Here is a 14699-nt window from a genome sequence, read left to right as displayed (position 1 = left end):
ACGACGAGTGCGCGGGCGGGCGGCTTTCGCGCCAGCGCGTAACTGCGCCGGCGCCGCGTTCGCCCACGCGCCTCGTCATGCCGGATTAGTGGCCACCGCCGTGACCGCCACCGCCGCCGTGGCCGCCACCGTAACCACCGCCGTGTCCTCCACCCGGACCGCCCGACGATCCCCCTCTGCCGAAACCGCCGCCAAAGCCACCTCCGAAACCTCCACCGAAGCCGCCAGAATGGCCACCCGAGGGGCCGCTAGAGCCGCTCGGTCCGCAGCCGCTGCCGCTATTGCCGCCGCTGCCGCTCGAACCGGAGCTACCGCCGCCATAGCCGCCTTGACCACTACCGTTGCTGCCCGAGCCGCTGCCGTGACCGCTGCCACTGCTGCCGCTCGAACTGCCGCCGCTTCCGCTGCCATGCCCGCTGCTGCTTCCTCCCGAACTACTGCCGCCGCTCGAACTACCGCTGCCGCTTGAATTACCGCTGCCGCCCGAACTACCGCTGCCGCTCGAACCGCCGCCGCTCCCGCTGCCATGCCCGCTGCTGCTGCCGCTTGAACCACTGCTGCTTCCGCCGGAGCTACCGCTGCCGTGACCGCTGCTTCCACTGCTGCCGCTGCTTCCGCTACTTCCGCTGCTTCCGCTACTTCCGCTACTTCCGCTACTTCCGCTGCTTCCGCTGCTTCCGCTGCTTCCGCTACTTCCATTGCTTCCATTGCTTCCATTGCTTCCATTGCTTCCATTGCTTCCATTGCTTCCATTGCTTCCATTGCTTCCATTGCTTCCACTGCTTCCACTGCTTCCACTGCTTCCACTGCTTCCACTGCTTCCACTGCTTCCGCTGCTGCCATTGCTTCCGCTGCTTCCATTGCTTCCGCTACTTCCGTTACTTCCGCTACTTCCACTACTCCCCTTACTCCCGCCACTTCCATTACTGCCGCTGCTCCCACTACCGCCACCCGCAGCCGCCCCGCCGCCCGACTTCCCCGGCGAATTGCCGCCCACGCTGGTGGAACCCGAAGTGCCAACCGATCCCGAAGTCGCCGTGCTGCCCGACACAGCCGGCGCGCCCATGCCCGCGCTGTTGCCGCCAGGCCCGACGCTGTCGTTCGCGGCGAGCTTCGCGTAGCCGCTATCCCCGCCCGAACAGGCGCCCAGTTGTCCCGGACAATCGTTCGGCCCCGAGAAGCCGGATGCGGTCCCGGCAACATGCGTGAATTCGACTTGTGGCCCGCTCTGCGTCGCGCGGCTCGCGTCGCCTGGCCCTTGCGTCGAAGCAGTGGCAAACGCGCCGCCCGCATCGGCGGAGATGCCAACGGGATTCACGCCCGCGCCGCTCGCCGGCAAAGGCGCATCGGCGGTCACGAGCAGGGGTTGCGCAACGGCTGGCGAAGCGCCGTTGCCGGCCGCGTGCGCGGCCATCGCCGGCAGGGCAATGGCCGCGCTCATGGCGCACAGCTTCAGCCCCCGGCTCATTGCATAGTAGTGCTGATTGATCTTCGAATGTCTCATCGCGTTCTCCCGTGAGACGAGGGCAGCGCGCGACATCGCAAATCGCGCATCGCACGCGGGGGCGCGTCGTGAACGCGTGCCGCGCCTCGTCAAGCGAAAGCCGCTACGTCCCGGCACGCGCCGCCACAAAGCGGCGCGCATGATTCATCCGATGCGTGCGGCACACAAGGTATCCAGCCGGCGAGTAATCCGCGGGGATCACCAACGCAGGATGGCTTGTGATTTGCCGCAGACCGGATCGGGGCGACAGGAAACAAGCACTTCGAGCGGTCTGACGTGCGCGGGGTTCGCCAACACCTGAAAGCAAGTGAAGCCAGCGAACAGCGCATGACGGCGACCGGCTGCCTGGGCGGCTCTTTTAGCCAGATCCGTGCCATCGGCCGCGATACGCGCCCCGAAACGGAGTTCGCCGCGGCCATACGCAACGCATGATTGAAAACGTACGGGAAACGTTTCGATGCTGAAACGCGGCCTCGGCATTGCCGCGAAAGGCGTGACAAAAGTGAAAGACGCTACGCGAGACCTGGCCCGATCGTTGAGCGTGCAACGAGATTCGTCTGACAAGACGAACGCCTGCCGCGCGGGGCGACCACGTCGCACGACGGGAATATGGCCGCTCGCCGCGACGAATCGAAACGCCGCGCGCCAAAGCGTTCAAAATTGAACTATCGAAATGCGGAGCCGGACCGAGCAGCGCGCGTTCGACTCCGTATCGACATGTAAATGAAAGGGCCGGGCAGCGCGATGCGGCCCGGCCCTCTTCACGATTCGCACGTGCAGCGCGCGATCAGAAGTCCACTTGTGCGGAGAGCAGCACCGTGCGCGGCGCGGCATTCGTCACGTACGTGCCCTGCTGAATCCAGTAGCGGCTGCCGAAGAGATTTTCGACGTTCGCACGGAACACGACATCCTTCGAAGCCACGCGCGTGGCGTAACGCAGGCCCACGTCGTAACGCGTCCACGCGGGCAGGCGCAGCGCGTCGCTCGAATCGTAATACTGCGCGCCCGTATGAATCACGCGGCCATTCACGCTCAAGCCCGCCACCCACGGCAAATCGTAATCGGCGCCCAGGTTGAAGGCGAACTTCGGCACGCCGCCCGGATCGTTGCCGTCTTGCGCGCCGCCCGCCGTGCCCGAAACCTTCGGATCGTAAAACGTGGCGCTCGCCATCAGGCGCAGGCTGCGAAACACCTCGCCATACGCCGACAACTCCAGACCCCGCACCCGCGTCTTGCCGTTGTAGCCGTAGATGTTCGTGACCGGATCGGTCACGCCGTTCGGTTGCGCGATCTGGAACACCGCGACCGAAGTCATCACGCGGCCCCAGTCGGCCTTCACGCCCGCTTCGTATTGATTCGACTTGTACGGCGCGAACGCCTGGCCCTGGTTCGCGGTGCCGGCCGGCGCGGTGCCGCCGTTCGACAGGCCCGAGGTGAAATTGCCGTACACCGACACGTTCGCGAGCGGCTTCACGACAATGCCCGCGAGCGGCGAAATCGCCTGCTGGTCGAGCGAATCCTGGCGCAGCCCGGTGCTCACGTCGTAGTTGTCCACGCCGATGGTCTGGCGACGGAAGCCGCCCGTAATCAACAGACGATCGTTGAACAACGACATCGTGTCGATCACCTGCTGGCTGTTCAGGCGCGTTTGCGAACTGCGCTGCGCGTCGCCGCGCGGCACGTCGACAGGCAGCAGCGGCGTCGGGCTATAGAGGTTCGACGCCACCGGGGTCGTGCCCAGCGCGTAGAAGTAGCCGATCTCCTGGTTCAGGCTCGTGGCCCCCGCCACCAGCGTGTGCTTCACGCCGAACGTGTCGAAGTGAAAGCGCACGCCCGCATCGACGGTTTTCGTGCGCGTGTACTGATCGTAATAGCCGTTGTAGACGCTGAAATCGCCGGCCGAGGTCATGCCGCTCGCCCACGGAAAATTCTGCGCCGAAGTGCCGTAGTGCTCGCCCGCCGCGCCGTACACGGTCACGTGCGGATTGATGTCGTATTCGGCGCGCGTCATCACGGCCGTATCGCGCAGCTTGAGCTTCGAACCGGGGTAGAGATTGTTGTACGCCGAAGGCACGGCGGGCAGCGCCGTGGCGCCCGCAAGGCCGATCTGCGAGCGCAGTTCGTCCGTGTTCTCGGAAACGTTGTACGCGTCGAGCGACCAGCGCAACTGCTTGCCGCGATAATCGAGTGCGAGCGCGCTGTCGCCTTGAAGCTGGTTGCCGTGCGCAATGCCGGTTTGACCGTCCTTGATCTGCCCGTTGAAGCGAATGCCCCACTGGCCTTCGTCGCCGAACCGGCGGCCAATGTCCGCGTCCATGCCGAACTGGCCTTTCGACTGATACAGCGCCGTGAGACGCGTGAGCGGTTCGTCGTCGGCGCGCTTGGTGACGATGTCGATCGCGCCGCCCACGCTGCCGCCCGGCCCCATGCCGTACGCGAGCGAGCCCGGCCCTTGCAGCACTTCCACGCGCTCCAGCAGGTTGACCGGCACGCGCGCGGCCGAAACCATGCCGTACAGGCCGTTCAGCGCGACGTCGGTGGCCTGCACGTCGAAGCCGCGAATCTGGAACACGTCGCCGAAACCGCCCGCGCTTTGCTCGGTGCGCACCGAAGCGTTGTTGACGACCACGTCGCCGATCGTGCGCGCCTGCGTGTCGCGAATCATCTGCTCCGTATAGTTAGTCGTGCTAAACGGCTGATCCATCACGTTGGCGGTGCCGAGCACGCCGATGCCGCCGCCGCGCGCCACCTGGCCGCCCGCATACGGCGCAGGCAATGCGCCGGGCGCGGCCGCCGCCTTCACGACGACCGCGGGCAGCACTGTCTCCTTCGACGTGTCGCCGCCCAGGTCCGCCTGAGCGGCCTGCGGGCTGCTCTCCGCCGTGACGGCTTGCGCATACGCGCTCGCCTGCAATGCCGCGGCCGCGGCGAGACCGACGAAGACCCTTTCGACCGCCGACGCGAGTACCGTGCGCCGAGCCGATTTCTGTTGCATTCCCCGCTGTGACATAAGGTTTGTGCTCTTTTTCCGAAGATGCGAGAAGAATCGCGATGTTATAAATACGAATCATTCGCGATTGTAAGGCTCGGAATGCGCCATGGATACCAAAAATTAACGTTTCCTCGCAAGTTGTTGCAGCGGGGCGACGGTTTAGCGCTTTGCCGACGCGCCATGACGGGAGACACCATCCAGTTCGGCGCCGCGAACATATGGACAACATATGGGCTTGAAATATACAGCATCGCTGTATATTATCCGGCCCATCGACCGCACGATTGACGCGGCCAACCCACACACCGGAGCCCGCTTATGGCCCAACCCGATCCCAAGAGCGTCGTCGCGCGCTTCAACCGCGAAGTGATCCAGGACGGCAACCGCGACGCCTTCGAAATGCTCATGGCGCCAGGCTTCGTCAACTGGTCGGCCCCCGACGAAACGCTGCGCGGCGCGGAAGCGATGTGGAAAACCTTCGACTCGGTGCTGCGGCCCGCGCTCGCCGATTTGCAGGTGCGGATTCATGAGCAGCTTTGCGACGGCGACAAGGTCGTGACACGCAAGACCATCACCGGCAGACACGTGGGCGCGCTGGGCGGCGTGGCGGCAACGGGCAAGGACGTGGCGATCGACGTCATCGACATCGTGCGCGTGCGTAATGGGCAATATGCCGAGCATTGGGGCGTGAATACGCTGGCCGCCCTCGTCGCGCGGTTGCGTCAGTCGTGAGCGCTTCCGGGCACGGCGCGCGCAACAAACGCGCGCACGCCAACGCCGAAGCCGTGCTGCTCGCCGAATCGCTGCGCGATGTCGTGAGCCGATTCGTGAAAACCGTACGCGAGCACAGCGGCACGCAAACGAACGCCCAGCAGGAGACGCTCGCGTTGCTCGAACGCACGGGACCGGCCAGCATTGCCGCGCTCGCGGAACGTCGCGGCGTGACGCATCAAACCATGCGCTTGATCGTCATGAAACTCGTGGAGCAAGGGCTATTGATCGCGCAACCCGACTCGGCGGACAAGCGCGCTTATATCGTGCAAGTTACCGATGCGGGCCGCGCGCAACTCGCCGGAGAACGCGCCGCGCGCGCTCAATGGCTGGCCGGGAAATTGCTGAACGAAACCGACGCCGAGGAACGCGCGCTGCTGAAAGCCGCGATTCGCACGCTCGACAAACTCATCGGCTAGGCGGAACGGATCGCCCTGCAACAGGACCGGCGCGTTCGAACACCGACGTCCGTTAGTTTGGACTGCCAATGACCGGCATTCACTCCGCCGCGCGCGGCGTGCGCGCGATTTCCGGGGCGTTCGCGCCGCGCCGCACGCCGCCAAGCCACGCGGCGAGCAACGCGATGAACACGAATACCGTGGCGAGATTGAAGAACAGCGTGCCAACGGGCAAATGCATCGCCAGCAGCACGCCGCCCAACAGCGAGCCCGCCACCGAGCCGAGCTTGCCGATGCCGATTGCCGAACCCACGCCGGTCGAGCGCAGCGTCGTCGGATAGACCATGCCCGAAACCGCGTAGAGCGCGAACTGACTGCCGATCACGCATACGCCGCTTGCGAACACGGCGGCGAACAGCCAGCCGGTGGGCATCGGCATGCCGAGCGAGGCGGCGATCGGGCAACCGGCCACGGCGAGCAGTAGCAGCACGCGAATGCCGTAACGATCGACGAACCGGCTCAACGCGAGCGCGCCCACGGTGCCGCCCACGGGAAACATCATCGCGGCCTGCGCGGCGCGTGCGGGCGAGAGCGTCCCCATGCCGAACAAGATCGGCAGCCAGTTCTGCAAAAAGTGCAGCGCGAGCGAATTGAGAATGAACAGCGCCCACAAGAGCGGCGTCACCCACGCGAGGCCGTGCTGGAACAACGCTGCCGGGCGGGCGCGCACGCGCGTTTCGTCGTCGACGACATAGCGCGCATTCGCGTCGGCATCCGTCGCGCCCAGCCGCCAGGCGATCCGGTGAATCTTGCGCGCATCGCGGCCGTTCACGATCAGGAAACGGATGGATTCGGGCAGCAGCACGAACGAGGCCAGCGCCACGCTCACGGCCGCCGCGCCGCCCACCATGAACAGCACGGGCCAGCCGTAACGCGGCAACAGCCATGACGCCACCGCCCCGCCGCCGCCCGCGCCAATCGAAAAGCCGGAGAACATCAGCGTGATCCAGGTGGCGCGGCGTGCCTTGGGCGCATATTCGGAAACCAGCGCGACCGTATTCGGCACCACGCCGCCCATGCCGATGCCCGCGAAAAAGCGCAGCCACGTCAGTGCTTCGAGCGAAGTGGCGTAGCCGCAGAGGAAAGTCAGGATTCCGAACCAGATCGAACCGTAGATGATCGTGGGCCGCCGACCGAAGCGGTCACCGCTCGCGCCCAGCAGCAACGAACCCACGAGCACGCCGAACAACCCCACGCCGAACACGCGACCGAAGCTGGCCGCATTCGTGTGCCATGCGTGAATCAGCGCGGGCGCGGCGAACGCGGCGGCCACCTGGTCGTAGCCGTCGATCAGCACGATGATGAAGCACCAGACGATGAGCAGCAGCGCGAAGCCGCCGAGCTTCTGCCGCTCGATCAGCGCGGACACGTTGACGGCGTTCATCGCTCGCCTCCGCAACCGGTGTGCGAATGGCAAACTGCATGGGCGGAAAAATGCATGCCGTGTCTCCTCGTTTTCGTTGTCGTGCGATATCGGCGTGCATTTTTTTGCGCGCCTTTTATGCGCGCCCTTTATGCAGTCTGCGCCACGCGAAAGCTCGCCACCTGCCGCTCCAGTTCGCGCGACTGCTGATCGAGCGCCTGCGCGGCAGCGCTCGCTTCCTCCACGAGCGCGGCGTTCTGCTGCGTGATCGCATCCATGAGATTGACGGCGGCGTCGACCTGTTCGATACCGGCGCGCTGCTCCTCGGCCGAGGACACGATGCCGCCCATCATCTCGGCGAAGCGCCGCGCGGCGTCCAGAATGTTGCCGATCGCCTGCTCGGCCTCGGCCACCATCATCGTGCCGTCCGACGCCGCGCGCACCGCATCGCCGACCAGATCGCCGATTTCCTTGGCTGCCGTGGCCGCATGCTGCGCAAGCGAGCGCACTTCGGCGGCAACCACCGCGAAGCCACGTCCGTGCGCGCCCGCGCGCGCCGCTTCCACCGCCGCGTTGAGCGCCAAAATATTGGTCTGAAACGCGATGCCTTCGATAATGCCGGTGATGTCCGCGATCTTGCGCGCGCTCGATTCGATGCGCCCCATCGTGCCGCTCACGCGCGCGATGGCGCCGTTGCCGTCGCTGGCCGCCGCCGACGCCTCATCGGCAATCGCATGCGCTTCCTGCGCGCGCGTTGCGTTCTGGCGCACGGTTTCGGTGAGTTCGGTCATGCTGGCGGCGGTTTGCTCGAGCGAAGCCGCCTGCTCCTCCGTGCGCGACGAAAGATCGAGCGTGCCCGCCGCGATCTCGGCCGTTGCGGTGCCAATCGAACGGCTGCTGGAACGCACCGCCGTGACCGTCTGCGCGAGTTGCGTCTGCATGTTGCGCAAGCCGTCGAGCAGACGCCCCATTTCGTCGGCGCGATGGTGCGCGATCGTGCGTTGCAGATCGCCTGCCGCAATCGCCTCGAAATGCGCGAGCGCTTCACCGAGCGGCGTCATGATCGCTCGCCGCAAGGTCAGCCAACTCAACGCCGCCGCCGCGATGCCGAAAGCAATCAGCACGACCGAGATCGCGAAAAACACGCGGAAATAGCGCTCGGCGTTGTCATAGCTGCGCTTCGCGTTCGCATAGAGCGTGCGCTTCAGATCATCGTTCGCACTGCTCATCGCATTGAACAGCGGACTCAGTTGCACCGTTCCGATGCGCTGCGCGCCGTCGCGATCGCCGGCTTCAAGGGCGTCGATGAAAGCGCGCATCGCTTCGCGCATCGGCGTGCGCCGCTGGCTCGCTGCTTCGATCAGCGGGGCTTCGTCGTTCTCGTGCGGCTCGTCGACGAACGCACGCCATTCGCTGTCCGATTGCGCGAAAAAGTCGCTCGCGTGCGCGATCTGCTCCTTGGCGCGCGGGCCGTCGGGTTGCGCCATCGCGCCGCCGAGCACGAGCCGCGTGCGCCCGATCAGCAACTCCGCATTGCCGATATGCACGGCCGCCGTGAGCTTGTTTTCGTAGGTGTCCTGGTTCGCGCGATTGGCACGCCAGGCGCCCATGAGACCGAGCGCGCCGATGCCCGTCATCAGCGCCGCGAGCAGCGCGATGGTGAGCGCGAGCCGCGCCTGCAACGACATGGCCTTCGCGCGCATGCGCGATGTCGTTGCAGGCGCGGCGTCGTAGGCGGAATCGGGCGAACCGGCGGTGAGATGGGGCGTCATGGCGTGGCGTGAAATCGTGGTCGAAAACAAGGGGCGCGACGGCTACAGCCACGGCGAACGTTCGAGATGCGCGGCTTCGAAGGCACGGATCGCATCGGCGAATTCGAGCGTCGCGCCGGTTTCGTCCAGCCCTTCGAGCAGCAGCGTCTTCAGCGCGGGCGCGATCTCGAAGCGCCAATGCTCGCCTGCGGGCGCAATCGCGGTTTGCGCGCGCAGATCGAAGCGCAGCCGGTAACCGGGCGTCGCGGCCGCCGCGTTCATCAAATGGTCGATGGCCGCCGCATCGAGCCGCACCGGCAACAGGCCGTTCTTGCAGCAGTTGTTGAAGAAGATGTCGGCGAAACTTTCGGCCACCAGCACGCGAAAACCATATTGATGCAGCGCCCACGGCGCGTGCTCGCGCGAACTGCCGCAACCGAAATTGCGGCGCGCGAGCAGCACGGAAGCGCCCGCATAACGCGGCAGGTTCAACGCGAACTCCGGTCGCGGCGTGCGCTCGCTCGCGGGCTTGCCGTAGTAACCGGCGTCGCGGTAACGCCACTCGTCGAACAGATACGGCCCGAAGCCCGTGCGCGCGATGGACTTCATGAACTGCTTGGGCATGATGGCGTCGGTATCCACATTGTCGCGGTCGAGCGGCACCACCAGACCGTCATGGCAAACGAGCGGCTCCATGCTTATTCTCCTGTACTACTAACGATATTTCTCACGTCGACGAAATGCCCCGCGAGCGCGGCCGCCGCCGCCATTGCGGGACTCACCAGATGCGAGCGCCCGCCCGCGCCCTGACGCCCCTCGAAGTTGCGGTTCGAGGTGGACGCCACGCGCTCGCCCGCTTCGAGCCGGTCGGCGTTCATCGCAAGGCACATGGAGCAGCCCGGCTCGCGCCATTCGAAGCCCGCGCCGATAAATATCTCGTGCAGCCCGAGCGCCTGCGCCTCGCGCTTGACTTGCTGCGAGCCCGGCACGGCGAGCGCGAGACGCACGTTGGGCGCAATGCGTCCGCCGGCCGCGCGCAGCACGGCGGCGGCGGCTTGCAGGTCTTCGAGCCGCCCGTTCGTACACGAGCCGATGAACACCTTGTCGATGGCGATCGACTCGATCGGCGTGCCGGCCTGCAAATCCATGTAATCGAGCGCGCGCTGCCACGCCGCGCGGCGGCCCGCGTCGCGGGTCTCGCGCGGATCAGGCACGCGCCCGCCGATGCTCGCGACCATTTCCGGCGAGGTGCCCCACGTTACCTGGGGCGCAAGCGCCGAAACGTCGAGCGTGTGTTCCGCGTCGAAGCGCGCGCCTTCGTCGGAGCGCAATTCGCGCCATGCGCGCGCGGAACGCTCCCACTGCTCGCCGCGCGGCGCGTGTTCGCGCGTGCGGCAATACGCGAGCGTGGTCTCGTCCACGGCGATGAGACCGGCGCGCGCGCCTGCTTCGATCGACATATTGCAAAGTGTCATGCGCCCTTCCATCGACAAGGCGCGCACCACCGGCCCCGCGAATTCGATCGCATGACCGGTCGCGCCCGCCGTACCGAGCATGCCGATCACGGCAAGCGCCACGTCCTTCGCCGAACAACCGGCGGGCAGGGTGCCGTTCACCGTCACGCGCATCGTCCGGCTGCGGCGCGTGATGAGCGTTTGCGTGGCCAGCACGTGCTCGATCTCCGAGGTGCCGATGCCGAACGCGAGCGCACCGAGCGCGCCGTGCGTGCTCGTATGCGAGTCGCCGCACACGATGGTCATGCCCGGCAACGTGCTGCCGCGTTCGGGCGCGACCACATGCACGATGCCCTGGCGCGCGTCGTCCATGCCGTAATGCTCGATGCCGCTGCGCTCGCAATTCTCGCGCAACGCCTCCACCTGAATGCGCGAAATGGCGTCGCCGATGCCGAGTTCGCGCGCCGTCGTCGGCACGTTGTGGTCGGCCACGGCAAGATTGGCGCGTGCGCGCCATACGGGCCGCCGCTCGTGCCGCAACGACTCGAACGCCTGCGGACTCGTCACTTCGTTCAGCAAATGGCGGTCGATATAGAGCAGCGTCGTGCCGTCCCCGTCCGTGCGAACGGCATGCGCATCGAAAATCTTGTCGTAGAGGGTTTGGCTCATCGGCGTGGCTTGCGCGCTGTCTTACGCCATATCATCAGGAATCCGAACGATATGGCGCGGTGATATTCGGTTTGACCGTCTTGCCGCGCCGCCGTGCGATTGCAACGGCCGGGCGCGGCATTCGAAACACGTTACATCGGCTCGGCGGCCGCCTCCGCTGCCGGCACCGGCGCCTTCTGCTCGCCGAAGCGCGTGCGATAAAGCAGCGCGAGGATCGTCGAGAACACGGCCGCGATCACGAACAGCAACGAAGCCGCATAAAAGAGCTGCGTGATCGGCAAATGCATCGAGAGCAGCAGGCCGCCGATCACAGGCCCGGAAACCGAGCCGATCTTGCCCACCGATATCGCGCTGCCCACGCCCGCCGAGCGGAACGAAGTCGGATAAATCATGCCCGCCACCGCATACAGCCCGTACTGCGCGCCCACGACGCAAAAGCCCGTGGCGAACACGGCCAGCATGAGCCAGCCTTGCGAGGAGCCGTGGCCGAGCAGCGCCACCACCGGAAAGCCGATCACGGGCAGCGAAATGATGGCGAGCACGCCGTGCTTGTCGACGAAACGGCACAGGATCAGCCCGCCGATCACGCCGCCCACGGAGAACATCATCGTGATGAGCCCCGCGCCGCGCGGGTCGATGCCCATGCCTTCCATCAGGATCGGCAGCCAGTTCTGGAGAAAGTACAGCGCCATCGAGTTCGCGATGAACACGATCCACAGCAGCGGCGTGATGGCCGCGAGGCCGTCCGAGAAAATCAGCTTCAGCACGAAGCGCTGCTTCTCGCGAACCTCGCCCGCGACGAACTGCGCGTCGGCGGGCAGCTTCAGTTCGGGACGCAGGCGCGTCATGAGGCGTCGCAACATGTGCGGATCGCGCTGGCGAATCACGAGCAGTTTCGCGGATTCGGGCAGCGTGAAGATCAGCAGCAGCGCGACCAGCAGCGAGCCGCCGCCGCCCACGGCGAACATCACGGGCCAGCCGAAGCGATGAATGAGCGCCGACGACACCAGCCCGCCCGAGCCCGCGCCGATCGAAAAGCCCGAGAACATCAGCGTGACCCAGGTGGCGCGCAGGCGCCTGGGCGCGTATTCGGCAACGAGCGCGACCGAATTCGGCACCACGCCGCCCATGCCGATGCCCGCGAGAAAGCGCAATAGCATGAGTTCCTGGAGCGACGTCACCCACACCGACGCATAAGTCAGGATACCGAAGAAAAAGCTGCCGATGATGATCGCCTTCTTGCGCCCGAGCCGGTCTCCGAGATAGCCGAAGATGAACGAGCCGATCAGCGTGCCGAACAACCCCGCGCCGAATACGGGGCCAAAGCCGCCGCGCGAAACGTGCCAGGCCTTGATGATGGCCGGCGCCGCGAACGACACGGCCGTCTGGTCGTAGCCGTCCATCAGCATGATCAGGAAACACCAGAACAGCAGGCCGACGGCAAAGCGCCCCGTCTTCTGTTCTTCTACCAGTGTCGCGATGTTGAAAGTCCGGTCTGCTTGCATGTGTGTCCCATTTACCTCACGTGTGCGGGTGCGCCGGCCTGGCGCGCCCGCTCGCGCTGTTGCTCCTCACTATTCCTCATGGCGGCGCCACGGCCGGAGCCACAATATAAGAGGCGGCCCCACGCGGCTCAATCAAAAAATAGCGATGAAGAGATCGAAATATGTGAACAATCCGTTTCACGTTCGCTGTCTTACGTTCTCCCTCACCGCACGATGGCACCTCCGCTTCGTCAGAACATATGGTTGACGCCGATGCGCGCGACTGTCTGGCTGCCGCTCGTCGAGGGCTGATAGCCGAACTGCGCGGCGCGCGCCCCCGGTCCCGAAGCGCGTTGCAGGCCCACGCCCGCGTACACCTGCGTGCTCTTCGAAAAATAATCGGTCAGGAACAGGTTGTACTGGTTGATCGCCAGTCCCTGAAACAGCGAGTGATCGAACGACACGCCGAGAATGTAGAACCCCTTGCCGCTCAGGTCGATGTTCACGCCGGCCTGATAGTTGTTGAGCGTCGCCGAGCCGCGATTGTCCTCGAGCTTCACGCCCGAATACGTGACATGCGGCGTGAAATAGCCGATCTTCACCGAGCCGCCCGCGGCGAGCGTGCTGTAACGGCTCGCGTTGAACATCGTGCCCTGCTTCAGCGGCTGACCGAGCAGCGAGCCGAGACTGAAGGTGCCGAAGATGTCGGCGGTGCGGTTGTGCGACATCGTGTACGCAACGGCGAGTTTCACCGGCCCGCTCAGGTACTGCGCGCCCAGGCTGTACTGGCGCCCCGCGCTGAAATTGCCCGCCTGATTGCCGAACGCGTCCATCACGCCCGCCTGGAAGCCGTGGAAGTTGATCGTCTCGTACTTCACCGCGTTGTTGAGCGCGTGCGTGTTCGCAAGACCGTCCAGATTGCCGGGCGTATAGAACGACGAAATGCCGGGAACCGAATTGTTCAGGCGGCCCACGTATTGATAGATATAGTCGTTGATGTTGCCGAAGCTCAGCGAACCCCAACGATCGTTCGAAAGTCCCACATAAGCGTCGCGGTTGAAGAAGCTGGTGGGGTTGATCTGCGCGCCCGTGCTGGTGAGAAACCCCGATTCGAGCCGCGCGAACGCCGTGTTGCCGCCGCCCAGATCCTCCTTGATCAGCAGTCCCCAACGATCCGGCTGGCGTTTGCCGGACGACTCCTGGACCAGATGCTTGCCCTGCGAATTCGATACGAAGTCGACGCCGACGTCGATGCTGCCATACAGCGTAACCGACGACTGCGCACATACCGGACCAGCCAGGATCGCGGCGCAACCGCCGACGAGCAGACGAGTTTTCAACACGTGTCTCCAATTTTTTATCGTTTGCCGGTCGCTCGCGGCGCCGGCGTGCTGCATCGCCTCTGTCTCCTCGGACCGTCGTTCGACGCCCCGCAGCTCGATGCCGGACAGAGTGTAACCACTTCAATTCGCGTTTTGAATCGCGAATTGTTTATCAATCAATCGAACATTCCGAATACTCGGCCAGGGTATTTACTCATTAATTCCAAAAAGCCTCATAACCTATCCGGAAGAATGAAACTGCGTGCTAACATCCGCCGCAACCGGATTGAGAAACCGTTTTAGCGGAGAGCATCAATGCATTTCAGCGGAGTACCGCCCCGTCGCATGATCGTGGGCATTAGCGGCGCATCGGGCGTCGTCTACGGCGTCAGGCTGCTTCAGTTGCTCCGGCAGCTCGACATCGAATCGCACCTCGTGATGAGCCGCTCCGCGCAGGTCACGCTCGCGCACGAGTCGCAGTACAGCGTGGCCGACGTGCGCGCGCTCGCCACCGTGACCTATCCGAACACCGATATCGGCGCGGCCATTTCCAGCGGGTCGTTCCCCGTTATGGGCATGATCGTCGCGCCCTGCTCGATCCGCACGCTCTCGGAGATCGCCACGGGCGTGACCAGCGGGCTGCTCTCGCGCGCGGCCGACGTCACGCTCAAGGAGCGCCGCCGCCTCGTGCTCATGGTGCGGGAAACCCCGCTGCATCTCGGCCACCTGCGCAGCATGACCAGCGTGACCGAAGCCGGCGCGATCGTCTATCCGCCGGTGCCGGCATTCTACGCGAACCCGGAATCGCTCGACGAAATGGTCGATCACACGCTCGGGCGCGTACTCGATCTTTTCGGCATCGAATCCTCGGTCGTGCATCGCTGGGGCATGTGAGATTTATCCGCGTATTAACAAAATTCACTGATAAGAC

Annotated in this window: 11 protein-coding genes; 3 read left to right on the top strand and 8 right to left on the bottom strand. The window is 65.1% G+C overall.

Annotated elements, in window-relative coordinates; all coding sequences use genetic code 11:
- Positions 1-75: 75 nt before the first annotated feature.
- Both U5805_RS30260 and U5805_RS30255 read right to left on the bottom strand, forming a co-directional pair.
- Positions 76-861 (bottom strand): hypothetical protein, encoded by a 786-nt coding sequence (locus U5805_RS30260; protein WP_322107168.1) that lies wholly within the window; start codon positions 859-861, stop codon positions 76-78.
- 1430 nt (positions 862-2291) lie between these two features.
- Positions 2292-4499 (bottom strand): TonB-dependent siderophore receptor, encoded by a 2208-nt coding sequence (locus tag U5805_RS30255; RefSeq protein ID WP_322107167.1) that lies wholly within the window; start codon positions 4497-4499, stop codon positions 2292-2294.
- 315 nt (positions 4500-4814) lie between these two features.
- Here U5805_RS30255 and U5805_RS30250 point away from each other — a divergent pair, with 315 nt between their 5' ends.
- A complete protein-coding gene (locus U5805_RS30250) occupies positions 4815-5228 on the top strand; it encodes an ester cyclase (protein WP_322107166.1) in 414 nt (137 codons plus the stop codon).
- On the top strand, positions 5225-5686 hold the full coding sequence (locus U5805_RS30245) for a MarR family winged helix-turn-helix transcriptional regulator (protein ID WP_322107165.1): 462 nt from the start codon (positions 5225-5227) through the stop codon (positions 5684-5686). The genes U5805_RS30250 and U5805_RS30245 overlap by 4 nt, the downstream gene beginning before the upstream one ends.
- A gap of 79 nt (positions 5687-5765) precedes the next feature.
- Here the strand turns inward: U5805_RS30245 and U5805_RS30240 are convergent, their stop codons facing one another.
- The 6 genes from U5805_RS30240 to U5805_RS30215 all read right to left on the bottom strand — a co-directional run bounded on the left by U5805_RS30240 (position 5766) and on the right by U5805_RS30215 (position 13786).
- On the bottom strand, positions 5766-7109 hold the full coding sequence (locus U5805_RS30240) for an MFS transporter (protein ID WP_322107164.1): 1344 nt from the start codon (positions 7107-7109) through the stop codon (positions 5766-5768).
- 128 nt (positions 7110-7237) lie between these two features.
- Positions 7238-8860, bottom strand: a complete 1623-nt coding sequence (locus U5805_RS30235; protein ID WP_322107163.1) for a methyl-accepting chemotaxis protein — start codon at positions 8858-8860, stop codon at positions 7238-7240.
- Between the two features lie 42 nt (positions 8861-8902).
- Positions 8903-9535 (bottom strand): 3-isopropylmalate dehydratase small subunit, encoded by a 633-nt coding sequence (leuD, locus tag U5805_RS30230; protein WP_322107162.1) that lies wholly within the window; start codon positions 9533-9535, stop codon positions 8903-8905.
- 2 nt (positions 9536-9537) lie between these two features.
- Positions 9538-10962 carry a 3-isopropylmalate dehydratase large subunit gene (leuC, locus tag U5805_RS30225; protein WP_322107161.1) on the bottom strand — a complete coding sequence of 475 codons (1425 nt, stop codon included), beginning with the start codon at positions 10960-10962 and terminating at the stop codon, positions 9538-9540.
- 131 nt (positions 10963-11093) lie between these two features.
- Positions 11094-12467 carry an MFS transporter gene (locus U5805_RS30220; protein ID WP_322107160.1) on the bottom strand — a complete coding sequence of 458 codons (1374 nt, stop codon included), beginning with the start codon at positions 12465-12467 and terminating at the stop codon, positions 11094-11096.
- Positions 12468-12697: 230 nt separating this feature from the next.
- The gene (locus tag U5805_RS30215; protein WP_322107159.1) at positions 12698-13786 is read right to left on the bottom strand and encodes a porin; all 1089 of its coding nucleotides are present in this window, start codon (positions 13784-13786) and stop codon (positions 12698-12700) included.
- A gap of 297 nt (positions 13787-14083) precedes the next feature.
- Between U5805_RS30215 and U5805_RS30210 the strand changes: the two genes are divergently transcribed.
- Entirely contained in the window at positions 14084-14662 is a 579-nt protein-coding gene (locus tag U5805_RS30210; RefSeq protein WP_322107158.1) for a UbiX family flavin prenyltransferase, read from the top strand.
- The last annotated feature ends 37 nt before the right edge of the window (positions 14663-14699 follow it).

Source organism: Paraburkholderia sp. J41, assembly GCF_905220235.1.
Classification (GTDB): Bacteria; Pseudomonadota; Gammaproteobacteria; order Burkholderiales; family Burkholderiaceae; genus Paraburkholderia.
The sequence above is the reverse complement of the archived record's forward strand: the minus strand, read 5'-3'. Positions and strand labels throughout refer to the sequence as shown.

Coding starts and splice junctions, on each gene's coding strand:
- U5805_RS30260 (WP_322107168.1), bottom strand. CDS start 861: ATGGAAGCAGCGGAAGCAATGGCAGCAGCGGAAGCAGTGGAAGCAGTG.
- U5805_RS30255 (WP_322107167.1), bottom strand. CDS start 4,499: ATGCAACAGAAATCGGCTCGGCGCACGGTACTCGCGTCGGCGGTCGAA.
- U5805_RS30250 (WP_322107166.1), top strand. CDS start 4,815: ATGGCCCAACCCGATCCCAAGAGCGTCGTCGCGCGCTTCAACCGCGAA.
- U5805_RS30240 (WP_322107164.1), bottom strand. CDS start 7,109: ATGAACGCCGTCAACGTGTCCGCGCTGATCGAGCGGCAGAAGCTCGGC.
- U5805_RS30235 (WP_322107163.1), bottom strand. CDS start 8,860: ATGACGCCCCATCTCACCGCCGGTTCGCCCGATTCCGCCTACGACGCC.
- leuD (WP_322107162.1), bottom strand. CDS start 9,535: ATGGAGCCGCTCGTTTGCCATGACGGTCTGGTGGTGCCGCTCGACCGC.
- leuC (WP_322107161.1), bottom strand. CDS start 10,962: ATGAGCCAAACCCTCTACGACAAGATTTTCGATGCGCATGCCGTTCGC.
- U5805_RS30220 (WP_322107160.1), bottom strand. CDS start 12,467: ATGCAAGCAGACCGGACTTTCAACATCGCGACACTGGTAGAAGAACAG.
- U5805_RS30210 (WP_322107158.1), top strand. CDS start 14,084: ATGCATTTCAGCGGAGTACCGCCCCGTCGCATGATCGTGGGCATTAGC.